Here is a 22610-nt window from a genome sequence, read left to right as displayed (position 1 = left end):
TGTCCATGAACGCAGAGACGCAGACGACGCAGACGAACACAGGCCGATCCGAGACCATCCTCTCGGTTCGAAATCTCCAGACCGCGTTCTTCACCGACAAGGAGGTGATTCGGGCTGTCGATGGGATCTCCTACGACATCGAAACCGGTGAAACGGTCGGCATCGTCGGCGAGAGCGGGTCCGGAAAGAGCGTCACCGCACGCTCGATCATGGGGCTCGTCGACAGCCCTGGACGAATCCTGCCCGGCAGCAGTATTCGCTTCCACCACCTCGAGACCGTCCGGGAATTCGCCCAGCGGTTCTCAGGGAACGCGGTCGACGTGAACGCGCTCGAGCAAACCCACGATCCGGCAGAGCTGTTCGACCGGCCCGAAGTCGACATGACGCCCGCGGCGTTCGGCTACGAATCGCCCGAGGAGGCATCGATTGTCGACTTCCTCGGCTCCGGCTATGGCGAATCGCTCGGCCTTATCGACGCCGACGATTTCGTCTTCGTGACCGAGGGGTCACCCGACGATCCCTCGAGGATCGAGTCCGGATTCGTAGAGATCACTCGACTCGAGGGGAAGGCCCAGCGCGCCATGCGTGGCAACAAGATTGCAATGGTCTTCCAGGACCCGCTGACGAGTCTCAACCCCGTCTATACCGTCGGCAACCAGATCAAGGAAGCGCTCAGACTCCACCAGGGAATGACCGGAGGGGAGGCGACCAACGAGGCCGTCGAGTTGCTCGAGGCCGTCGGAATTCCGGACGCCCGGCGACGCGTCAGAGAGTATCCTCACCAGTTCTCCGGCGGGATGCGACAGCGAGCGGTCATCGCGATGGCACTCGCTTGTGAACCGGAGGTGCTGATTTGCGACGAGCCGACGACGGCGCTGGACGTGACGATTCAGGCACAGATCCTCGAACTACTCGAGGACCTGCAGGAAGAACGCGACCTGGCGATCATGTTCATCACCCACGACATGGGCGTCATCGCCGACGTCTCCGATCGGGTGAACGTCATGTACGCGGGCGAAATCGTCGAGACGGCGGACGTCGAGACGTTGTTCGCTTCACCGAAGCACCCCTACACGCAGGGGCTACTCGAATCGATTCCCGGTCGACAGGTTGGAGAACGGCTCCAGACTATCGAAGGGAACGTGCCGACGCCGAACGAACCGGCAACGTACTGTCGATTCGCACCGCGCTGTCCGGAGGCGTTCGACGCCTGTAACGAGATCCATCCCGTTTCGATTCCGGTCCGAGAAGGAGCCGACGACCACACGGCGGCCTGTCTCCTCTATCCCGAGGGGAAGTCCGAACTCGAACGGATCGATCACCACACAGACCAGGCGGCAGAGCCGTCGTCGACTGAAGGAGGTGCAAACGAAGATCAATGAGCCAAGAATCGCTACGTACAGATACCGACGAGGCCATGGGCGCCGACGAGGACGTCATGGTCGAGGTATCGAATCTACGGACGTATTACGACGAAGGGGGGCTACTGGGTGGGAACCCAGTCAAAGCGGTCGACGGGGTCTCCTTCGAGATCAAACGCGGTGAAACGCTCGGGCTCGTCGGGGAATCCGGCTGCGGGAAAACGACCCTCGGACGAACGCTCGTCCAGCTCGAGCAGGCGACGGGCGGCGAGATCCGCTTCGACGGGACCGACATCACGGAACTCAGCGGCCCGAAACTCAAGGCCTGGCGTCGAGACGCCCAGATCGTCTTCCAGGATCCCGATTCGAGCCTGAACGATCGGATGACCGTCGGCGAAATCGTTCGCGAACCGCTCGACGTTCACGACTGGAAGACACCCGACGAGCGTCGCCAGCACGTGCGCGATCTCCTCGAGAAGGTGGGGCTTCAGCGCGAACACTACTACCGCTATCCCCACCAGTTCTCCGGTGGCCAGCGCCAGCGGATCGGCATCGCACGGACGCTGACGCTCGAACCGGAGTTCATCGTCCTCGACGAGCCGGTGAGCGCGCTCGACGTGTCCGTCCAGGCTGAGGTCATCAACCTCCTCGAGGACTTACAGGACGAATTCGGGCTCACCTACCTGTTCATCGCCCACGACCTCTCGGTCGTCAGGCACATCTGTGACCGGGTAGCGGTCATGTACCTCGGGAACATCATGGAGATTGGACCGACCGAGGAACTGTTCACCGATCCGTCGAACCCGTACACACACGCGTTGCTCTCGGCGATTCCGGAACCGGATCCGACGGCGAAGAAAAATCGGATCACGCTCCAGGGAACGCCGCCAAATCCCCGATTCCCGCCGAACGGGTGTCCGTTCAGCACACGCTGTCCGGCGCGGATCCGACCGGAGGAGTACAGACACCTGTCCAACGAACTCTGGGATCGGATCGATACGCTTCGGGAGGTCCTTCGAGAGCGCCACCGGGCCGATCGATCGGTATCCGACCGAATCAAGGCGTTACTCGGCAAAGAGACGCGCTTTGGCACGATCGAAGAAATTTACGACGAACTCTTCAGCGACGTTTCGGTCCCCGAAGAGGTGCAATCGGTCCTCGACGAAATCGCCGAACACGTCCGGCAAAACGACGAGGCTACCGCACTCGAGGTGCTGGCTGCAGACTTCGAAAGCGTCTGCGGAAGCGAACACCCCGAGTTCTACCCCGTGGGTGAGAGCAACCGGGTTAGTCTCTGCCATCGCCACGACGACTCCTACCGAGACCCCGAGCCAGTTCTCGAGGAACGGCACGGTTACGTCCCGAACGAGTAGGGCACTGTGATGACCCGGCTCGAATCTGTGCAGTGGCGCCTGCTTGCACTCGTCTGTGCAGACGCGATATCGTACGTGTTCGCCGTCGTCGTCGTGGCGACCCTCACAGCAGTCCCGATCAGTCTCGCCGTCGGTGGCGGGTTCGGCGGGGCCAAGGTCGTCCTGTTTTTCGCCGGATTCCTGTTGCTCGCGTACGCGACCGTTCGCCTCTGGCCGAACTCGCCCGAGGAGGTGTCCGGTCGATCGACGGACGCGGCGGATGCAATCGGGATGTCGGTATCACCGACAGGATCGAACGAGACCCGCTTCCAGCGGTTCGCTCGAGCGCTTCCACCCGCTCGCTGGATCGAGCCGCCGCCGCCGGATCGAGAACTCTCGTCTGCGGGAAAGCTCTTCTGGAGCAGCCTGGGGGTCCTGCTGATCTCGTATCTGATGGAGACGGTGTTCGGCGTCGTCTAGGTCGTTTCGCCTGGAAAGCAGTGGACTCGAAACCATTAACCGAGTCCCGATTCTGTGTCCCCATATGCCAAAACCGGATGACGATTCAGTCGGGATTCGAGCTCGTACCCCGGCGGCGACACAGGCCTGGAAGCGAACGCTCAAGGACATGCAAGCGATCGCCGAGGAGCGACGGTCCGAAGGGTGGGAGATGACGACACTTCCAGCGATTCAGACGTCCGTATTGTCGAAAGCTGACGGGAGCGAGGATCGGTTCGGACTCATTCACGTGCTGGCAGATAATCACGCCGATACGTTTCGAGCGGCCTACGAGAAGGGGTCGTTCCCGAGGAGCGAGGCCTACCGGAACACGGTCGACGGCTTCGTCTATCTCGTCACCGAGTTGCTCGATCCGGACTCCGAGACTGGTATTCTCATTGCGAGTCAGTACGACCTCCACCTCGCTCGCGGAATGATCGCCTCGGCGATCGACGAGGGCAAACTACAGACCCGGGTCAAACTCATCGACGGGACCGAACTCGCGATGGCGACGCACGAGGACGTCAGCGCGTTCGTCCCGGATCTCGGACATATCAAGGCCCAGATCGGTGTTGAGGACGAGCAGGACGAACAGGACGAGCACGAAGACTAACAACACCGAGTAACGCCTCGAGAATCGTCAGTCGGCGTTGGAAATCTGCGATTGTTGTACGTTACTCGTCTCCGATTGTCGTCGCCACTCACTCGAGGACGACGAGCGTATCGCCCATGTCGACGCTCTGGCCTTCTTCGACGGCCACCTGCGAGACGGTGCCGCCCGTCGAGGCGACTATGTCGTTTTCCATCTTCATCGCTTCCAGGACGACGACGACGTCACCGGCGGCGACCTCGTCGCCCTCTGCAACCTCGACGGAGAGGATCGTTCCCTGCATCTCGGCGTCGACGCGTTCGCCGTCGCCCTGAATCTCTACGTCGCTGCTCGAGTCCTCACTGCTGGCAGATTGTGGTGGTCTGCTGGCGGTGCTCGATCCCCCGTTGCTGGCTGCCTGCGGAATCTCGCCGCTACGGTCCTCGAGGTTAACGTCGAAGCGTTTGCCGTTGACCTCGACGGTGAACTCGCGTTCGACGACCTCCTCGTCGGTCGCGGTCGAATCCTCGCTTCCCCACTGTTCCTGGGCCTGCTCGATTCTGGACTGCTCGAGTTCGTTGTCCAGGTACTTCGTGGTGTGTCGACCCTCGACGAACTTCTCGTCGGTCAACATCAGGCGGTGGAACGGGACGATGGTCGTGATGCCCTCGATCTCGTACTCTCGCAGGGCGCGAAGCGAGCGTTCGATACACTCCTCGCGGTCCTCGCCCCAGACGATGAGCTTCGCGATCATCGAGTCGTAGTCGGTGACGAGGTCGTCGCCCTGGCTGAGGGCGTCGTCGAGGCGGACGCCGATCCCACCTGGTGGGTTGTAGGTCGTCAGCGTCCCCCCGGAAGCCGGCTGGAAGTCCTTCGCGGCGTTCTCGGCGTTGATCCGGAACTCCATCGCGTGGCCGTCGATCTCGACGTCGTCCTGCTCGAAGTCGAGTTCCTCGCCCGCGGCGACCCGGATCTGACGCTTGACGATGTCGAGGCCGGTGATCTCCTCGGTGACGCAGTGTTCGACCTGGATCCGGGTGTTGACCTCGAGGAAGTAGAAGTTCGCGTCGGGCCCGAGGACGTCCTCTCGCCCGGGTTCTTCCTCGACGAGGAATTCGACGGTGCCGGCGTTCGTGTAGTCGGCAGCGGCGACACCGCGGCGGGCGGCTTCACCGATCTGCTCGCGCAGTTCGTCCGATAACGCGGGCGATGGGCCTTCTTCGATGACTTTCTGGTGACGACGCTGGAGCGAACAGTCGCGCTCGCCCAGGTGGCGCACGTTGCCGTGCTCGTCGGCGATGATCTGGACCTCGATGTGGCGAGGCTTCTCGAGGTAGCGCTCGAGGTAGACCGAGTCGTTGCCGAAGTAGGCTTCGCCCTCGCGCTGGGCGCTTTCGAGCTGGTCGTCGACCTCGCTCTCGTCCTCGACGACCTTCATGCCGCGGCCGCCACCGCCACCCTCGGCTTTGATCGCGATCGGGTAGCCGTGTTCGTCGCCGAAGGCACGGACCTCGTCGGGGTCGGTGACGGGGTCGGTAGTGCCGGGCACGATGGGCACGTCGGCCTCGTGCATGATCGTTCGGGCCTTGGTCTTCTCGCCGAGGCTCTCCATGGCCGAACTCGAGGGGCCGATCCAGGTGATGCCCTCTACCTCCTCGACTTTGGCGGCGAACTCGGCGTTTTCGGCGAGGAAGCCGTAGCCGGGGTGGATCGCGTCGGCGTCGGCCTTTTGTGCGGCCTCGATGACCGCCTCGTGGTCGAGGTAGGAGTCAGCCGCACGGGCGGGGCCGACGTTGTAGGCTTCGTCGGCGTAGCGGACGTGACCGCCGTGTTTGTCGGCGTCGGAGTAGACGGCGACGGTGCCAACGTTCAATTCCTCGCAGGCCCGCATGACTCGAACCGCGATCTCGCCTCGGTTCGCGACCAGAACCTTCCTGAACATTCCTGTTCGAATCGACGGAAGGACCCTACCTTACTTTTTCGCAACGGAACGAGTCAACGGTTAAACGAGTTCTCGCCGAGGCACTCCACTTCGAAGCGGCAGACACCGAGCGTTCACTGGACGAATTTTCGTCACGGGGTGAGTATATCGCTCGAGTTGTCGTCTGTTTGGTCGAGACGAACGACGCGAGTGCGGTCGGAACGATCGACTCGCGCGTTCGACGGAGAATTCATGCTCATCGATTCTGGGTCACGTTCGGACGGTCGGTACAGTAGACGACGACTCCTCGCTCTGGTGGGACTCGCGGCGACGACCGCGCTCGCTGGGTGTACCGGAGGAACAGACGAGAGCGACGGGGATCTCGGCGACGAACCCGATGGCGACGGTGACGGCACCGATGGGTCCACCGACGACTCCGGTGACGCGAACGTCGAGGACGAGAACGACCAGAACGACGAGAGCGACGACGGAGATGTGATAGATTCCTGTGCCAGCCTCGAGGGCGCGTGGATCCCATTCGATCAGGGCAATCGATCGTTCCCGATTCACTTCGACCACCCCGACACGTTCGAGCAGTACAACGAGGGGATCAACGAGTCGGAGAGCGGAATCGGCGCGCAACTGGGCCACGTTGGGTCGAAAGAGAGCGCGTCGTACCCGGTCAACGTGCTCGTCCAGCAGCACAAACACCCCACCGACGACAAGGAGGCTACGACCAACTGGGTGACCGGCTTCGGCACGAACGAACTCATCGACTGGACCTTCACCTACGAAGGCGAACAGATCGACGTCTACCAGAGCATCCAGAGCAGCGAGGAGAATCGCCAGTGGCGCTTCCTGCTCCCCGCTCACGACGGCGACGGCGTCCGCGGCGTGATCGTCCAGTTCCAGGACGACCGCGACGAAGAGGCCTGCATCGACGGGATCGAGACGGTCGCGACGTCGTTGATCGAATCGCTACGACCCAACCTCGATTACGCGGTGTAGAAGGACTCGAGACGGCCGTAACGCTCTCAGTACCGATCGGCTCGCCCCGCCGCAGTCCAGGGGTTCGTCGGCGCTCGGGTCGGGACGCGAACGGTTCGACCCTGCTGGGCGTCGATCCGGCCGGCGAACGACCAGCGCTTGCCATCCCAGGTTACCTCGTCGTCGGCCTGGGCGGCTGCCGCCTCGAGGTCCCGGAGGTGGGCACCGATTGCTGCGACGATGGCCGCGGCTTCCTCGCTGGTGGCGTCCGCCGGGAGCGTGATCGAGACGTCTTCGTCGAGCGCCACGTCGACGTCGATGGCGGTGTCGGTGGGTTCGCCATTCGCTCGCTCGCCCGAGCCACCCTCGACCTCGAGCGCCTCGGAGTCGTTCGCCGTCATCACAGGGGGATGTTCCCGTGTTTCTTGTCGGGCGTGTCCTCGCGTTTGGTCTCGAGCATCTCGAGGTCCCGGATCAGCCGTGGCCGGGTTTCGGTCGGGCGGATCACGTCGTCGAGGAAGCCCTTGTCCGTGGCGGTGTAGGGGTTGGCGAACTCCTCGCGGTACTCCTCGATGAGTTCTTCGCGCAGGGCGTCCGGATCGTCGGCCTCGGCAAGTTCCTTGCGGTAGAGGATGTTGACCGCGCCCTTCGGACCCATGACGGCGATTTCGGCCGTCGGCCAGGCGTAGTTGATGTCCGCGCCGAGGTTCTTCGAGGCCATCACGCAGTAGGCGCCGCCGTAGGCCTTGCGGGTGATGACCGTCAAGAGTGGAACAGACGCCTCGGAGTAGGCGTAGAGCAGTTTCGCCCCGTGGCGGATGATCCCGCGGTGTTCCTGGTCGGTCCCGGGCATGTAGCCGGGCACGTCGACGAAAGTCACGATGGGGATGTTGAACGAATCGCAGAAGCGGACGAACCGCGACCCCTTCATCGAGGCGTCGACGGTGAGCGTGCCGGCGTTGACCCGCGGCTGGTTCGCGACAACGCCGACCGAACGGCCGTCGAGCCGCGAGAAGCCGACGACGAGGTTCTTCGCGTAGTTCTCGGCCACCTCGAAGAACGAGCCCTCGTCCATCACCGTCCCGATGACGTCGGTCATGTCGTAGGGTTTCTGTGGGTTGTCGGGGACGATCGACTCGAGGGCCTCGTCTCGACGGTCGGGGTCGTCCCAGGGCTCTACCCGTGGAGGGTCCTCGACGTTGTTCTGTGGGAGATACGAGAGCAGTCGCCGGATGTCGTCCAGGGCCTGCTCCTCGGATTCGCAGGCAAACTGGGCGACACCCGTCTTGTTCGCGTGCGTGAGCGCCCCGCCGAGTTCCTCGTGGGTGACGTCCTCGCCGGTGACGGTCTTCGTGACGCCGGGCCCCGTGATGTACATGTGACTCGAGTCCTCGACCATGAAGATGAAGTCGGTGATCGCGGGGGAGTAGACGGCGCCCCCGGCACACGGCCCCATGATCGAGGAAATCTGGGGAACGACGCCGCTGGCTTGCTGGTTGCGGCGGAAGATTTCGGTGAACCCGGCGAGGCTCTTGACGCCCTCCTGGATACGAGCGCCCGCGGAGTCGTTCAGGCCGACGATGGGGGCACCGACCTCCATCGCCATGTCCATCACCTTCGTCACCTTCTCGGCGAAGACTTCGCCTAAAGAGCCACCGAAGACGGTGAAGTCGTGGGCGAAGACGAAGACGTTTCGTCCCTCGACCTCGCCGTAGCCCGTGACGACGCCGTCGCCGAGGACCTTGCGCTCTTCCATCCCGAAGTTGCGCTCCTCGTGGGTCCGGAGCTGGTCGAACTCGGTGAAGGTGTCGTCGTCGAGGAAGTATTCGATGCGCTCTCGCGCGGTCATCTTCCCCTTCTCGTGCTGGCGTTCGATCCGCTCTTCGCCGCCCCCGAGTAGCGCCTCTTCGCGCATGGACTCGAGTTCCTTGATACGCTCTTCCATCGTCATCGGTCATTCCACCCGTGGCCGCTCATTGCCCGAGGGAACGGCCAGGGGCACAAAAAGCGTTCTGGGATGGCCATTTGTTACCAGGCAGCCGCCGTCTGACGCCCACAGCAGCACCCTCCAGTTTCCCGTCCAGTGTAGCTACTCCATTGCTCCACCTTCTCGAGGTCCATTCTTGGCAACGATAGTGTCAGCAAAAACTGGACGCGTCGACCTCCCCTCGAGAACGGTATTACCACGATGGGGGAGTAAAATATCGGGACATGATCAATTACACGCATAAAGTCTTTGTATCCCCCGCGATATCAAGGAACATGGTACAGAAGCTACCAAGACGGAAGGTGCTAACCGGTATCGGTGTAGCAGGTGCACTCGGTGTTGCTGGTTGCCTCGATGCCCAGGGGAACGGCGATGGCAACGGTGGTAACGGTGGCAACGGCAACGACACTGGCAACGGAAACGGCAACGACACTGACGACGGCAACGGCGGCGCCGAGATCGACTACAGCGGAACGGTCAGATACGGCGTACTGATGCCCGAAACGGGTGACCTGGGGAGCCTCGGCGGACCGATCCGGGACGGAGCGCTGCTGGTCGAAAGCCAGCTTTCGGGCAGCCTTGAGTTCGACGTCCAGACGGGGGACACGGAGACTCAGCCCTCCGCCGGGCAGTCGGCCGCCCAGAACCTCGTCGACGCCGGTATGCCGGCCGTCGTCGGTCCCGCAGCCTCGAACGTTAATATGCAGGTCACTCGCAGCGCCTTTATCCCAAATCAGGTCGTCGGCATCTCGCCGGCGTCGACCTCCCCCGCGGTGACGGACCTCGAGGACGACGGGTACATCTTCCGGACGTGTCCGAGCGACGCGCTGCAGGGCCCCGTCATGTCCGACGTCGTGATGAACCAGATGGAGGGAAGTTCGACCGCGACGCTCTATCTGAACGACGACTACGGACAGGCGCTCGAGTCCTCGTACGCCTCCGCGTTCGAGGAAGCCGGCGGCGAGGTCACCAACCAGGTGTCCTTCGAAGCCGAGCAGTCGACCTACAGTTCACAGCTCGGGGACGCCCTCAGCGGCGAACCGGACGTGCTAATGGTCGTCGGCTTCCCCCAGTCCGGCATCACGCTTTTCCGGGATTACTACAGCGACTACGCGTCCGACTGGGACGGACAGGTCATCGTCCCCGACGGCCTCATCGACGACACGTTGCCCGGCGAGGTCGGAAACGACATGGAAGACGTCTGGGGTACCGCACCGAGTTCGGCTGGCCCGGGTGCGGACTTCTTCGCGGACCGCTACGAGGAGGAATTCGGCTCCGAACCCGGCGTCTTCAACGGACAGGCCTACGACGCCGCGGCCGTCATCACCCTCGCGACGGTCGCCGTGGGTGGCGACGAGGCTGACGGCACGGCGATTCGTGACGCCATCCCCGAGGTCGCGAACCCCGAAGGAACCGAGTACGGTCCGAGCGAACTCGCCGACGCCGCCGCTGCAGTTGCCGGTGGCGAGGAGATTAACTACGTTGGCGCGTCTTCGCCCGTCGACTTCGACGAGAACGGCGACGTGGTGAGCGCCTCGTACGACGTCATGCGCTACCAGGGCGGCGGTCTCGAGGTGCAGGATACGATCGACTACGAGGCCGAATAAGGCCGATCGGTCGCCGTCGATTTTTTGACGCTCGATCACCTTTGAGCCTCGCGTCTCGAGTCCACGTCGGCCTGACGACACGACGGCGACACGAGACGGCACGGAGGACTCGAGCGTCACGTCCAGGCTGTCGAACGACGGCAAAAAAGCGTACTCGTCGAGTCGGTCCCGCTCACCCGCCGAGGAACTGCTGGCGCACCTCGTCGTCGGCCAGCAACCGGTCTCCGGTGTCCGTGTAGCTGTTTTCACCCTGGGCGAGCACGTAGCCTCGATCACAGCGCCTGAGCGCGGTTTTGGCGTTCTGCTCGACCATCAAGATTGCCGTCCCGTCGTCGTTGATCCGGTCGATCCGGTCGAACATGTCCTGGACCAGGTCGGGGGCGAGGCCGGCCGACGGTTCGTCTAGCAGCAGCAGGTCGGGGTCGAGCATCAGCGCCCGTCCCATCGCGACCATCTGTCGCTGCCCGCCGGACATCGTTCCGGCCTTCTGGTCCTTGCGCTCTCGAAGCACCGGGAACCGTTCGTAGACGGCCTCGAGTCGATCCTCGGGCACCGAGTCGAGAATGTACGCACCCATCTCGAGGTTCTCCTCGACCGTGAGCGTCCCGAAGATGTTCTCGTTCTGGGGGACGTAGCTGATGCCCTTGTGGATGATATCCTCGGGATCGAGAGGGTGAATCTCTTCGTCCTGGAAGGTGATCGAGCCGCCCATGTAGGTCGTCAGGCCGAACACCGACTTCATGACCGTCGACTTGCCGGCGCCGTTCGGGCCGACGATGGTCACGTACTCGCCCTCGCCGACGTCGAGGTCGACGTCGGTCAGAATCTGCAGGTCGCCGTAGCCGGCGTCGAGGTCGCGCACGGTGAGGATGGTCTCCTCGGGGACGGTCGCCAGCGGGTCCCGGAGCGCGGAGACCCCGTCGCCATCGCTATCGCTTTCGCCACCCGCCGTCGGTTCGGTCGATCGGTTCGCCTCGGTTTCGGCCGTCTGTGTCTGTGACTCTGGCTGATCGGCACTCATACGTCCATCTCCCCCAGGTACGCCTGGATCACGCGTTCGTTTTGCTGCACCGCTTCCGGTTCACCCTCGGCCAGCACCGACCCCTGGTGCATCACGATGACGTGCTCGCAGTTCTCCATGATGACGTCCATGTCGTGCTCGACGAGCAGGAACGTGTACCCCTGCCCGCGCAGTTCGTGAATCCGCTCGAGCAACTTCTCCTCGAGCGTCGGGTTGACGCCCGCGAGCGGTTCGTCGAGCAACACCATGTCCGGGTCGGTCATCAACGCCCGGGCCATCTCGAGGAGCTTTCGCTGGCCGCCAGAGAGCGTTCCGGCCTCGTGGTGGGCGATGTGGTCGATCTCGAAGAACTCGAGCATCTCCCAGACTCGCTCGCGAATCTCGAGTTCCTGATCGACGACCTCGCCGCGGGCGAACGGGGTCACCGAGCGCCAGAGCGATTCGCCGCGTTGTCCCTTCGGGGCGAGCATCAGGTTCTCGAGGACGGTCATCTCCTCGAGTTCGCGCGCGATCTGGAACGTCCGAACGAGGCCCCGGTTGGCGATCTGTTCGGGGCGGAGACCTGTGATGTTCTCGCCCTGGAACGTGACCGTGCCCGAGTCGGGTGCGTGAGCGCCGGCGATGCAGTTGAACGTCGTCGATTTGCCGGCGCCGTTCGGACCGATGAGTCCGGTGAGCGATCCGGCCTCGACCTCGAAGGTCGCGTCGTCGACGGCGACGATGCCGCCGAACGTCTTTCGCAGGTTCTCGACGCGGAGTGGGATGCCGTCGGCGGTTTCGTCGCTCGCAGCCGATTCGTGCGTCTCGGTCCCCTTCGTCGCCGTGTCAGTTCTGGTCGCGTCACTCATTGTCGTCACCTCTAGCGGGAGCCGACCCGTTTCGGCCCAGGTCGATGGCCGCAGCCGACTCGGTGCGGTGGCCGAGGACGCCGTCGGGGCGGTACTGCATGATGAGGATCAGAACGATCCCGAGCAGCACGAACCGGAGCGCCGAGATGTTTTCGAACAGGTACGCGAGCAGCGGCGCGAAGTTGAAGACGGCAAGCGGTTCGACCGCCCCGGCGAACGTGCTGGGAACCGCGCCGAGCTCGACTGCATTGGAAAAGAGGCTCGCGACCGTTCGCGGCCCCTCGAACAGGAGGCCGACGAAGAGAATCGACCCGACCACGCTTCCCGTGTTCGAACCCGACCCGCCGACGATGACGGCGATGAACACGTAGAAGGTGACGATCGGCATGAACGAGTTCGGACTGACGTAGCCTCGCGAACCCTGCCAGAGGATGCCGCCCAGTCCCATCAGCGCGCACCCGAGCATGAAGACCTTGATCTTGAACCACCGCGTGTCCTTCCCGAGCGATTGCGCCACGAGTTCGTCCTCACGGATTGCTTTCAGCACTCGTCCGAACGGAGAGTTCCCCACTCTGGCGAGGAGCCAGTAGATGACGATGACGAAGCCGATCATCGCGAGGACCCACATAAACCGTCTGACGACCGCATCGGTGATCTCGAGACCGGAGCCCTGGACCACCGGCAGGAGGTACTCGTTGGTCAGGGAGTCGGTCGGCCGAGCGGGGAGGTCCGTTCCGCTACCGCCGCCGGTTCCGAACCCGAACGTCTCCATCGTCCAGTCAGAAAGCGTCTTGGAGTTGGCCGTCAGTCGGATGATTTCGGAGAGGCCGAGCGTGACGATGGCGAGGTAGTCCGCACGAAGTCGCAACGCGGGGACGGCGGCGATGAGTCCGACGAGCGCTGCGGCGGTCATGCCACCGATAACACCGACGACGAGCGGGAGGCCGAGCCCCATTCCCGAAATCGCCTCCGGCGACGTCGAGAGCATCGCCATCGTGTAGACGCCGACGGCCATGAAGCCCGCGACACCGATGTTGAACAGCCCCGTGTACCCCCACTGGAGGTTCAACGCCAGGGCGAGGACGGCGTAGGCCGCGAACCAGAACGTGAGCTGCACCCACGTCGAGCCGAGGGTATTCAGACCGCCGCCGCCCAGGAACGTGAACACGGCGAACAGCGCGTACACGCCGAGGAGCGTGACCAGGATGATCCGGAAGTCGGTCGCGGCCAGTTCCCGGGCCAGCACCTCGCGAACGGTCGACGGGTCGCCCCCGCTCGAGGCGTCGTCTGCTCCGGGCGGTCCGCTCTCGGTTTCGACGCTCATGCGGTCGTCACCCCGCCAAAGATGCCCTGCGGTCGATAGAGCAGGACCAGAATCATGATGACGAACGCCGCGGCGGCGTTGAAGTCCGAGGGAATCCAGATGAGCGACATCTCGTGGACGAACCCGATGACGAAGCCGCCGGCGATGGCGCCGTAGATCGAGCCAATCCCACCGAGGATGACCGCGGCGAAGATGAACAGCAGGAGGAACCAGCCGATGTTGAACTCGATTGTACCGCGCTCGAGGACGTACAGGTAGCCGGAGACGCCGGCGAGCGCACCGCCGATGACCCAGGTCGCGGTGACGACGCGCTCGGTCGGGATCCCGGTGACGAGCGCGAGGTCCTTGTTGTCGGCCATCGCGCGCATCGCCTTGCCGAGTTTCGTCCGCTGGAGCATGAAGTGCATGCCGAGCATCAGTCCGACCGCGACGACGACTAGCGAGACCTCATGGGGGTCGAACGCCAGGCCGAAAATCTCCGGGTTGTCGCCCTGAATCGGAGCGGTGATCCCACGACTCCGGCCGCCGTAAACCAGCTGGATCAGGTACCGGAGTGCCAGTGCCGCCCCGATGCTGGCGATCAACAGCGGGATGCCACCACGGTCACGCATCGGCCTGTAGACGAGGCGGTCGATCACGACGGCGACGAGCACGGTCGCGACGGCCGCGACGATAACGCCAAGGAGTATTCCGAGCGGGGCCTGGACAATCGAGGCGCCGATCTCGTTCGGGTTCGCTCCGGAGACAGGTCGTACCAGCAGCAGGTAGCCCGCGTCAGTAACGCCCCAGCCGGCAACGAGCAGCGCGGCCCCCCAGCCGGTGAACGCACCAGTCGTCACCAGGTCACCGTGAGAAAAGTTCGCGAAGTTGAGTATGCTGTACGTCATCGAGAGTCCGATGCCGGCGAGCCCGAAGATGAGGCCGACGACGAGACCGTTCCAGACGAGCCCCCTAAATTGCCCGAACGTCAATTGCCCACCGAACGTTCGCCCGCCGATTATCGGTATTTCGAACCCTGCGAGTTTGGCTATCAGGTCGAACACCAGCAACACCCCCGCAAGAATCGCCACGAACAGAAACGGCTGCTCGCGTATGCGGGCTCCCCAAGTTAGTGATTCTGAACCTCCCATGTGTGAAGCTATCACGTAACCAAGCGAGTGCAGGTATAAATAACTCTTCGGTCTCAGTGGTACGATATCACGAGACAGTGTCGGGGTGCAAAACAGTTCGGATAATTGATGTCACGTCGTTCGGTCCGCCCTGCGCGTACGGTCGGATCGGCTCCGAGTAAGCTTAAAAGGTCTCTTCACTCGAGTCTCGAGAAACGCGAACGGTCAGGCCTCGCCGTACACCGGAACGGCCGCACCGCTGGTCACCGAGGCGCCGTCGCTACAGAGAAACGCCATGACTGCGGCGATGTCGGCCGGGTCGACCCACGAGTCGTGATCCGCGTCGGGCATCATCTCCCTGTTGGCCGGCGTATCGATCACGCTGGGGAGGACGCAGTTCGCCCTGACCGTCCCGCGATTTTCCTCCGCTAGCGTCTCGGTCAGGATTTTCACGCCCGCCTTGGTGATCCGGTAGGGACCATCGCCCGACCCACCCTCGAGCCCAGAGCGGGCGCTCACACTCACGATGGCACCTTCGGTCTCATGCAGGTGTGGAAGGGCGTGTTTCGACGCCAGGAACGCCGACTTGAGATTGACGTCGACCAGCAGTTCGAACTCCTCGAGCGGCGTCTCCTCGACGTGGTTCCCGCCGCGCCAGGTCCCGGCGACGTTTAGCAGGTGATCGATCCGACCGTGATTGTCGAGTACCGTCTCGACGAGGGACTCGACGGCGGATTCGTCCGTAAGGTCGGCCTGGTAGAAGTGGGTATCCGCGTCGAGGTCGAGCTGGGCGTCCTCGTCGTCGGGTTCGACGACGTCGACGGCACAGACGGTCGCGCCCGCGTCCCGAAAGCGGTCGACTGCGGCGCTTCCGAGCGCACCGCTGGCGCCCGTGATGACTGCGACGGTTCCGTCGAACTCGAGTGTCGGTGTCGACATGAGCGAACCATCCACGCCCAGCCGAATCAAACTAGAGGGCGCGTAGAGTGGTATCGCACTCGAGGGCGAATCGACCAAGGTCACACTCGAGGGTGCAACGACCGAAATCACACTCCGGTGCGAAACGACCACGACGCCAACCGACAGGGCAGACTTCAAGCACGTTCGTCCTGTGTGTCCACGCAGGCAATGCGACTCATCGCTCACCGCGGATTCGCCCGATCGGCCCCCGAAAATACGATCACCGCAATTCGATCGGCAGCGGAGTACGCCGACGCCGTCGAGTTCGACGTTCGACGGTGTGGCTCCGGCGAACTCGTCGTCTTCCATGACGACACGCTCGAGCGCGTCACCGTCGAGTCCGGTGCCATCTCGGATCGACCCCTCGAGGAACTGCGAGCGCTCACCGTTCTGGACTCCGAGGACACGATTCCGACGCTCGAAGAGGTCCTCGAGGCGTTGCCACCGTCGCTCGAGGTCAACCTCGAGATGAAGGAACTCGGCATCGCCGCGGACGTACTCGAGGCGCTCGAGGGAGTCGAAAACCGGGTCGTGACGACCTCGTTTCTCCACCCCGAGCTCCGACGAGTGCGCGAACTCGATCCCGACCAGCCGACCGGCCTCCTGGCTAGTCGCCACCTCGAACATCCGGTGACGACTGCCATCGAACTCGACTGCGACGTTATCGGGGCGAACTACTGGCGCTGTCTGTTCACCCGGCTGGTGCCGCGAGCGAAGGCACTCGGCCTCGAGGTTCACGCCTGGTCGATCGAACACGAACTTCTCGCTCGAGCACTGGGATACCGCGGCGTCGATTGTATCTCCGCCGATCGACCGCTGAATCTGTAGCCGTCAATTCGGGTCCGTGATGACGGCATCGAATATATTTCCGAGATGGCACCGCTTGCACGGCTCCCAGTGACGGCAGCGTCGCGCGACTTCCCATGACAGCACCGTCTGAACGCTCCGTTCTCGAGAGGCACACTGCCCAACTCCGGACTACTTGACGTGAAAGTTCACCACGTGCTCGGGGGCGGCGCTCGAGGCGGGTTCGTCGTTCGATACCTCGTCCTCGCGTTCGCTGCTGGCGTCCGACTCGAGGGTGACCCCCAGTCTCTCCTGACCAGAATCCGGCAATCTGTCCGAGACCGTCTCCACGTGGCTGGCGACCGCGTTCGGTCGTTCCTCGGCGACCCGTTCCAGACACCCAAGGAGGTGGTTTGTCGTCTCCTCGTCCAGCGATTTGGACGATTTCGAGAGAAACTCGACGACCGCCGGGACCGACGGGGCCACGTCGTCGGGCGACTCTGCGGCCAGTTTCTCGAGGCAGTAGGCGACGTCACGGTGGACGTCGGGTGTCGACGCTCCGAGCATCGATCGGAGGACCGGCACCGTCGGCAGGCAGGACGACGGATTCCTGTCGACGGTTCGGCGCACGGTCGCCACGCCCCGTTCGCGTACCGCTGGGTCCGGATCGCTGAGCCTCGCGACGACGGCTCCGAGATCGAACAATGCCTCTCCTTCCGTGGGACTCTCGTCCCCGCCCCCGTCCCCCGACATGTACGATTGGACACCTGCGACAACGAGGGCATAAGTATTGTGGCCGACTGGGTTTTCACCGACTAGAGAGGTATCTTGACACCACCAACTAATACCACTAATGTATATCTCGGTGCAGCACGGAGTTCCCTACGATGGCGTTTAGCGACCAGCTACTCGAGACCGGCACGCCGATCTGGGAGGCCCAGCAGACTCACCCCTTCGTGAGGGAACTTGCAGCGGGAACGCTCGCTGACGAGGCGTTCCGCACGTGGGTTCGCCAGGACTACCGATACTTGCTCGATTACGCGCGAACGTTCTCGATCGCGGGATCGAAGGCTCGAGACCCCGACACGCGGGCGCATTTGCTTTCGGTCGCTCACTCGATTCTGGACGACGAACTCGAGTTACACCGCTCGTTCGCCGAGGAGTACGGCCTCTCGCAGGCGGACCTCGAGGCCACCGAGAAGGCGCCGACGTGCGTCGCATACACGAACTTCCTCCTCCGGACGGCCTACGAGGGGTCGATCGCCGAAATTGCCGCCGCGATCTACCCTTGCGGCCAGGGCTACCTCGACATCGCGGACCATATGGACGAACTCGCGACTGAGGAACACCGCTACACGCCGTTCATCGAGAAGTACACGAGCAACGAGTTTCACGACTCGGTCGTCTGGATGCGTGCGTTCGTCGACCGCTGTGGCGAACGGTATCCGGGCGAACGCGAGGCGATGGAACGCGTGTTCCTGACGAGCGCGAAACTCGAGTACCGGTTCTGGGAGATGGCCTACCAGCAGGAAGACTGGGACCTGTCGCGAGCAATGGAGGGACGAAACCGCGTGGACTCTTCGTAACGCAGGAAACACATATCGTGTCTGAAATGAATGTGCAGATCAATGAAGCACTCGATCGCCCATCGACCGTCCTTTGCACTGCTACAGGTAGACCTCGAGACCGGCGAGTCGATCATGGCGGAAGCGGGAGCGATGGTATCGCACACGGACGGCATCGATATCGTGACCTCTCGCGGCAACGACAGCCTGCTCGGCTCTGTCAAACGGAAGGTCCTCGGTGGGGAGTCGTTCTTCCAGAACAGCTTCACGGCTCGCGAACTCGGGCACATAACGTTCGCTCCTCCAATTCCGGGTGACATCGTTCGACACGACCTGACCGACGAGACGCTCTACGTCCAGTCTGGATCCTACCTCGCGGCCGACGACTCGATCAGTGTCGACACGCAGTTCGGCGGGGGTAAGACGCTCTTCGGTGGCGAGGGGCTCTTCCTGCTCAAACTTTCGGGTACCGGCCCGACATTCCTCTCGAGCTACGGCGCCATCGAGGAGAAGACCATCGAGCCCGGGGAGCGATACGTGGTCGACACCGGCCACATCGTCGCCTTCGAGGAGAGCCTCGAGTTCTCGGTCGACCGCGTGGGTGGACTCAAGTCGACGCTGTTCAGCGGCGAGGGGCTGGTCTGTACGTTCGAGGGGCCGGGAACCCTCTGGCTCCAGTCGCGAAGCCAGGACGCCTTCCTGTCGTGGCTGATCCCGCAGTTGCCGACCAGCGACAACTGACTGACGTCGACTCGAGCCTGTTCAGTCGTGACCGGACACGCGAGCGGGCTCGTACGGTTCCTCGAGGTACTCGAGGTCCGAACGCGAGAGCGAGACGTCGAGCGCCTCGACGGCCTGCTCCAGGTGCTCGACGCTCGTCGTGCCGACGATTGGCGCGTCGACCCACTCCTGGTGGAGGAGCCACGCCAGCGACACCTGGGCCATCGTGAGGCCCTTCCCTTCGGCCAGTTCCTCGACGCGTTCGTTGATCTCACGGCCGCCGCCCTCGCGGTACGGGTGGGCGTACAGCTGTTCCTCGGCGTCGCCGCGGGTCGTCGCATCCACCCGTTCGTCCGGTCGGGTCAGGTAGCCGCGAGCCAGCGGCGACCAGGGGAGGACGCCGACGCCCTGCTTCTGACACAGCGGTAGCATCTCTCGCTCCTCCTCGCGGTAGACGAGATTGTAGTGGTTCTGCATCGTGACGAACCGCTCGAGGCCCAGTCGCTCGCTCGCGTGCAACGCGTCCGCGAACTGGTGGGCCCACATCGAGGAGGCGCCCAGGTACCGAACCTGGTTTCGCCGGACGGCGTCGTCGAGTGTCCGGAGGGTCTCCTCGATCGGCGTGTCCTCGTCCCAGCGGTGGATCTGGTAGAGATCGATCGTGTCCATCCCCAGCCTGTCGAGGCTGGCCGCCAGTTCCTGCTCGATGGCCTTCCGCGAGAGTCCGCCCGAGTTCGGGTCGTCCTCGTCCATCTGGAAGTAGCACTTCGTGGCGACGACCGACCGGTCGCGGTGGCCCTTGAGCGCGTTCCCGAGAATCCGCTCGGATTCTCCTCGCGAGTACATGTTCGCCGTGTCGAAGAAGGTAATCCCGAGGTCGGTCGCTCGTTCGATGATCTCGTGGCTCTCCTCTTCGTCGAGCACCCACGGTCGCCAGTCGCTCGAGCCGAAGCTCATACAGCCCAGACAGAGCCGACTGACTTCCATGCCGGTCGAGCCGAGGGTCGTGTACTCCATGCGGGATGATCGACCGTCGGAGCCAAATATCCACCCGTTTCAGACGATGCCTCGAGCCAGCGACCCAAGTATGGGGAGTCCGAGTGCCGCACCGACGGTGAGGTAGATGGCGGGTGCCATCTCGAGCGCTGGGCCTCGACCACTACCAAGCACGAACGCGAAGACGACGAGCACGACGAGGCCGAATCCGAGGCCGTAGCCGAGCGCCTTCGGCAGGTTGCGCGCGACGAGACCCACGAGGACGCCGCCAACGACGAGGCCGATCCAGTGGAGCCACGAGAGGGCGAGCCCGAGGCCCACGGAGATTAGCAGGGCGAGGAGGTGAAGCGGGCGCTCGGTTCGAATGCGAGTCAGTGTCGCTCGTGCCGTCGTTGACGCCCCGTTCCCGCCTTCGCGAGTCGTCATCGGTCCACCCCCTCGAACCGCGTCGCCGTCTCGCCGGCGGCCTCGAGGTCCATCGGCTTGTACTCGCCGTCGGCCCACCGCTCGAACTGGTCGTCGTAGTGAGGCGAGAAGTAGTCACCTGAATTTCCGCCGGGGAGGATCGCCCAGGCTTCGGCCCCGGGTTCGACCACCATCCGCCAGCTGGCGCCGACGGCGCTCTCGACGCGGTAGTTGTCGACCGTCGTCCGAGAGCCGTCGGTCGGTCGCTCGTCGTAACTGAGAAACGGCGCCTCGCTGCCGAAGGGGTGCCCGACGGGCCCGGTGGTATTCCAGTCGCCGTAGGTGTCCCACCCTTCGGCCTCGAGTTCCTCGAGGGTCGTCTCGAGCGTCTCGACGAGAATCGTCTCCCGCGAGCGGTCCTCGAAAACCGGGCTCTCGGCTGGCAGCGTCGCGACGATCCAGTCGTTCGGGTAGTACTCGGAACCGAGGTCGGCGGGGTCGAAGATCGGCTCCAGGACCTCTGCTCGGAGGTGCTCGAACCAGCGGGCGAACAGCAGGGCTCTGCGGGAGTCGCGCACCATCTCGTACTCCGGACCCCAGTCCTCGAGCGTCTCGATGGCGTCCTCGAATTGGTCGGAATCGTCGACCGTCCCGTCCTTGAGTGCCGCAGTTCCGGCCTCGAGTAGATCGGGAATCGTGTCGACGGCGCGCTCGTCGCGACGGTCGGTCTGGAGGTCTCGATGGAAGGCGAGGTTGGTTGCCGTGCCTTCGTCGGCTGCGGCATCGAGCACGTCGTAGATCCGCCGACCACGATAGGGCATCGCGTAGGCGGTTCCGACGTAGTGCTCCGTATCGTCCGCGGTCCGCTGATTTGCCGTCGCCAACAAGTCGGGCTCGATCGCCGCGGGATGTTCCTCGAATGGCACGAACCCGCCGGCTTCCCAGTCGGAAACGCCGTAGGGTTCGTACCCCGTCCACTTGCCCTCGCCCGCGGTGCCGTCGAAAACGCGGTTGTCCGCGATCGGCTCGCCGCTCGAGCCGTCGCCCTCCCTGCGGATCGGCAACTGGCCCACGGCGACGTACAGTGTCCGTCCGTCCGCGTCCGCGTACACGAGATTCTGGGTCGGCACGTCGAACCGGCTGGCGGCCTCGAGCGCGTCGTCGACGCCCTCGCTGACCGTCAGGTCGTAGACGGCTTCGGTCGTCCGGGTCGCGCTGAGTCCCGTCCAGGCGACGCCAACCGTCTCGCCCTCGCGCTCGAGCAGGGGGCCGTGGACGGTCTTCCTGGTGGTGACCGTTCGATTCTCGCCGCCCGAGACGGCGATCTCGCGTTCCTCGGTCTCGAACTCGCGCCACTCGCCACGGTAGCGGTAGCGCTCGTTCTCGTCGTCTATCTCGTAGGTGTAGCAGTCGAGGACGTCCGCGCCGACGTTCGTGAAGCCCCAGCCGGCGACCTCGTTGGCGCCGATGATGACGAAGGGGACGCCCGGGAACGTCACTCCGCGAACCGAGGTCTCCGGGGTCTCGACGTGCTGTTCGTACCACAGCGGCGGCGTCATCAACTGGAGGTGCGGGTCGTTCGCGACGATGGGCGTCCCGTTCTCGGTGTGCTCGCCCGAGACCACCCAGCTGTTCGAGCCGACGCCGAGCGGCGACTCGAATCGCGAGAGCCAGGTCGCCAGGGAGGAGGGACTCGAGTCGTGGACGTCGGTCGTCCCCTCGTTCTCGTCGCCGGCGTCGGCTGCATCGTCTTCCGAACCGTCCTCGCCGGTACGGACGCCCCGGAGTTCTCCCAGATTATCGACGTGCTCCGGGTCCGTTCGCAGCACCGGCGTGTCGTGGTCCATCCGCTCGGGGAACAGCGCCTCGAGAATCGCCGGATCGAGCCGGTCCTCGAGCACGCGTCCCCGAAGAGCGCTGAAGTTCCCCGTGAGCGTCCATGCGATCTGTTTCTCCATCAAGAGCGTGTCGGCGGGCACCCACGGGTCCGGCTCAAACTCGAGCAGTTCGAACTCGAGCGGGAGCGTCGTGCCCTCGAGCGCCGCGTTCACGCCGTCGGCGTAGGCCTCGATGAGCGACCCGGCGTGGGTCCCCTCGAGGGCGTTCCAGGTCGCCTCGGCGGCCCCGGCGAAGTCCATCCGGACGTGGAACTCGTCGCTCTCGAGGGTCGTCTCACCGACGACGGCCGACAGTTCGCCCCGCATCTGGCGACGCTGGAGGTCGAGCTGGAAGCCGCGGTCGAACCCGTGGAGGTGGCCGACGGCGAAGTACGCCGCCCGCTCGTCGTCCGCCTCGACGTGGGGGACGCCCTCGTCGTCGATTCGAACAGTCGCGTCGCCGTAGGGACTCTCGACGCGTTCTGGGCGTTCCCGATCGGCCGCGTTCCAGGCGGACCCCGAGAGCGGCGCGAACTGCTCGAGGAGGTCGCTCGCAGACGAGAGCGAGAGGCCGGCGACGCCCGCGAGGACACCCGCAGCGAGTGCACCCCGGCGGGTGATTTCTTCGTTCACGGCCGATGACATTCGGGGGATAGCGTATAACTACTCGGGTCGCGGCGGTGGAGGGTCGGCGGGC

At 64.0% G+C, this 22610-nt stretch carries 21 protein-coding genes; 9 read left to right on the top strand and 12 right to left on the bottom strand.

Going from position 1 to position 22610, the window contains the following annotated elements:
* The first annotated feature begins 5 nt into the window (after nt 1–5).
* The 4 genes from NGM29_RS14290 (at nt 6) to NGM29_RS14275 (ending at nt 3824) form a co-directional block, all read left to right on the top strand.
* Nucleotides 6–1382, top strand: coding sequence for an oligopeptide/dipeptide ABC transporter ATP-binding protein (locus NGM29_RS14290; protein WP_425499265.1), 1377 nt, complete (start codon nt 6–8; stop codon nt 1380–1382).
* Nucleotides 1379–2734 carry an ABC transporter ATP-binding protein gene (locus tag NGM29_RS14285; RefSeq protein WP_254157027.1) on the top strand — a complete coding sequence of 452 codons (1356 nt, stop codon included), beginning with the start codon at nt 1379–1381 and terminating at the stop codon, nt 2732–2734. Before NGM29_RS14290 ends, NGM29_RS14285 begins: the two co-directional genes overlap by 4 nt.
* 9 nt (nt 2735–2743) lie before the next feature.
* On the top strand, nt 2744–3193 hold the full coding sequence (locus NGM29_RS14280; RefSeq protein WP_254157026.1) for a DUF7555 family protein: 450 nt from the start codon (nt 2744–2746) through the stop codon (nt 3191–3193).
* 64 nt (nt 3194–3257) lie between these two features.
* Entirely contained in the window at nt 3258–3824 is a 567-nt protein-coding gene (locus tag NGM29_RS14275; protein WP_254157024.1) for a DUF7529 family protein, read from the top strand.
* An 88-nt stretch (nt 3825–3912) separates the two neighbouring features.
* Here NGM29_RS14275 and NGM29_RS14270 read toward each other — a convergent pair whose 3' ends face one another.
* A complete protein-coding gene (locus tag NGM29_RS14270) occupies nt 3913–5742 on the bottom strand; it encodes an acetyl-CoA carboxylase biotin carboxylase subunit (protein WP_254157022.1) in 1830 nt (609 codons plus the stop codon).
* 231 nt (nt 5743–5973) lie between these two features.
* Here NGM29_RS14270 and NGM29_RS14265 point away from each other — a divergent pair, with 231 nt between their 5' ends.
* Nucleotides 5974–6729: a hypothetical protein gene (locus NGM29_RS14265; protein ID WP_254157020.1), complete on the top strand. Its 756-nt coding sequence runs from the start codon at nt 5974–5976 to the stop codon at nt 6727–6729.
* Nucleotides 6730–6755: 26 nt separating this feature from the next.
* Here the strand turns inward: NGM29_RS14265 and NGM29_RS14260 are convergent, their stop codons facing one another.
* Complete coding sequence (locus NGM29_RS14260) at nt 6756–7109, bottom strand: DUF8022 family protein (RefSeq protein ID WP_254157018.1); 354 nt, start codon at nt 7107–7109, stop codon at nt 6756–6758.
* The gene (locus tag NGM29_RS14255) at nt 7109–8653 is read right to left on the bottom strand and encodes an acyl-CoA carboxylase subunit beta (RefSeq protein WP_254160575.1); all 1545 of its coding nucleotides are present in this window, start codon (nt 8651–8653) and stop codon (nt 7109–7111) included. Before NGM29_RS14255 ends, NGM29_RS14260 begins: the two co-directional genes overlap by 1 nt.
* A 317-nt stretch (nt 8654–8970) precedes the next feature.
* Between NGM29_RS14255 and NGM29_RS14250 the strand changes: the two genes are divergently transcribed.
* Nucleotides 8971–10302, top strand: coding sequence for an ABC transporter substrate-binding protein (locus tag NGM29_RS14250; RefSeq protein ID WP_254157017.1), 1332 nt, complete (start codon nt 8971–8973; stop codon nt 10300–10302).
* 172 nt (nt 10303–10474) lie between these two features.
* Here NGM29_RS14250 and NGM29_RS14245 read toward each other — a convergent pair whose 3' ends face one another.
* The 5 genes from NGM29_RS14245 to NGM29_RS14225 form a co-directional block, all read right to left on the bottom strand.
* The gene (locus NGM29_RS14245) at nt 10475–11323 is read right to left on the bottom strand and encodes an ABC transporter ATP-binding protein (protein ID WP_425499154.1); all 849 of its coding nucleotides are present in this window, start codon (nt 11321–11323) and stop codon (nt 10475–10477) included.
* Complete coding sequence (locus NGM29_RS14240) at nt 11320–12171, bottom strand: ABC transporter ATP-binding protein (protein ID WP_254157015.1); 852 nt, start codon at nt 12169–12171, stop codon at nt 11320–11322. The genes NGM29_RS14245 and NGM29_RS14240 overlap by 4 nt, the downstream gene beginning before the upstream one ends.
* Nucleotides 12164–13495, bottom strand: a complete 1332-nt coding sequence (locus NGM29_RS14235; RefSeq protein ID WP_254157013.1) for a branched-chain amino acid ABC transporter permease — start codon at nt 13493–13495, stop codon at nt 12164–12166. Before NGM29_RS14235 ends, NGM29_RS14240 begins: the two co-directional genes overlap by 8 nt.
* Entirely contained in the window at nt 13492–14625 is a 1134-nt protein-coding gene (locus NGM29_RS14230; RefSeq protein ID WP_254157011.1) for a branched-chain amino acid ABC transporter permease, read from the bottom strand. Before NGM29_RS14230 ends, NGM29_RS14235 begins: the two co-directional genes overlap by 4 nt.
* A 204-nt stretch (nt 14626–14829) precedes the next feature.
* Nucleotides 14830–15543, bottom strand: coding sequence for an SDR family oxidoreductase (locus NGM29_RS14225; RefSeq protein ID WP_254157009.1), 714 nt, complete (start codon nt 15541–15543; stop codon nt 14830–14832).
* 189 nt (nt 15544–15732) lie between these two features.
* Between NGM29_RS14225 and NGM29_RS14220 the strand changes: the two genes are divergently transcribed.
* The gene (locus NGM29_RS14220) at nt 15733–16392 is read left to right on the top strand and encodes a glycerophosphodiester phosphodiesterase (protein ID WP_254157007.1); all 660 of its coding nucleotides are present in this window, start codon (nt 15733–15735) and stop codon (nt 16390–16392) included.
* Nucleotides 16393–16542: 150 nt separating this feature from the next.
* On the opposite strand, the gene NGM29_RS14215 is transcribed toward NGM29_RS14220, so the two are convergent.
* On the bottom strand, nt 16543–17103 hold the full coding sequence (locus tag NGM29_RS14215) for a hypothetical protein (protein ID WP_254157006.1): 561 nt from the start codon (nt 17101–17103) through the stop codon (nt 16543–16545).
* A 134-nt stretch (nt 17104–17237) separates the two neighbouring features.
* Here NGM29_RS14215 and tenA point away from each other — a divergent pair, with 134 nt between their 5' ends.
* Nucleotides 17238–17936 (top strand): thiaminase II, encoded by a 699-nt coding sequence (gene tenA / locus NGM29_RS14210; protein WP_254157005.1) that lies wholly within the window; start codon nt 17238–17240, stop codon nt 17934–17936.
* Between the two features lie 42 nt (nt 17937–17978).
* Nucleotides 17979–18656 carry a TIGR00266 family protein gene (locus NGM29_RS14205; RefSeq protein ID WP_254157004.1) on the top strand — a complete coding sequence of 226 codons (678 nt, stop codon included), beginning with the start codon at nt 17979–17981 and terminating at the stop codon, nt 18654–18656.
* A gap of 21 nt (nt 18657–18677) precedes the next feature.
* Here the strand turns inward: NGM29_RS14205 and NGM29_RS14200 are convergent, their stop codons facing one another.
* From NGM29_RS14200 to NGM29_RS14190, 3 genes are read right to left on the bottom strand one after another with little or no spacing between them, the layout of a single operon-like run.
* Complete coding sequence (locus tag NGM29_RS14200; protein WP_254157003.1) at nt 18678–19652, bottom strand: aldo/keto reductase; 975 nt, start codon at nt 19650–19652, stop codon at nt 18678–18680.
* A 39-nt stretch (nt 19653–19691) separates the two neighbouring features.
* A complete protein-coding gene (locus NGM29_RS14195; protein WP_254157002.1) occupies nt 19692–20057 on the bottom strand; it encodes a hypothetical protein in 366 nt (121 codons plus the stop codon).
* A complete protein-coding gene (locus NGM29_RS14190; protein ID WP_254157001.1) occupies nt 20054–22546 on the bottom strand; it encodes a penicillin acylase family protein in 2493 nt (830 codons plus the stop codon). The genes NGM29_RS14195 and NGM29_RS14190 overlap by 4 nt, the downstream gene beginning before the upstream one ends.
* Nucleotides 22547–22610 lie beyond the last annotated feature (64 nt).

Source organism: Natronosalvus rutilus, assembly GCF_024204665.1.
Taxonomy (GTDB): Archaea; Halobacteriota; Halobacteria; order Halobacteriales; family Natrialbaceae; genus Natronosalvus; species Natronosalvus rutilus.
The sequence above is the reverse complement of the archived record's forward strand: the minus strand, read 5'-3'. Positions and strand labels throughout refer to the sequence as shown.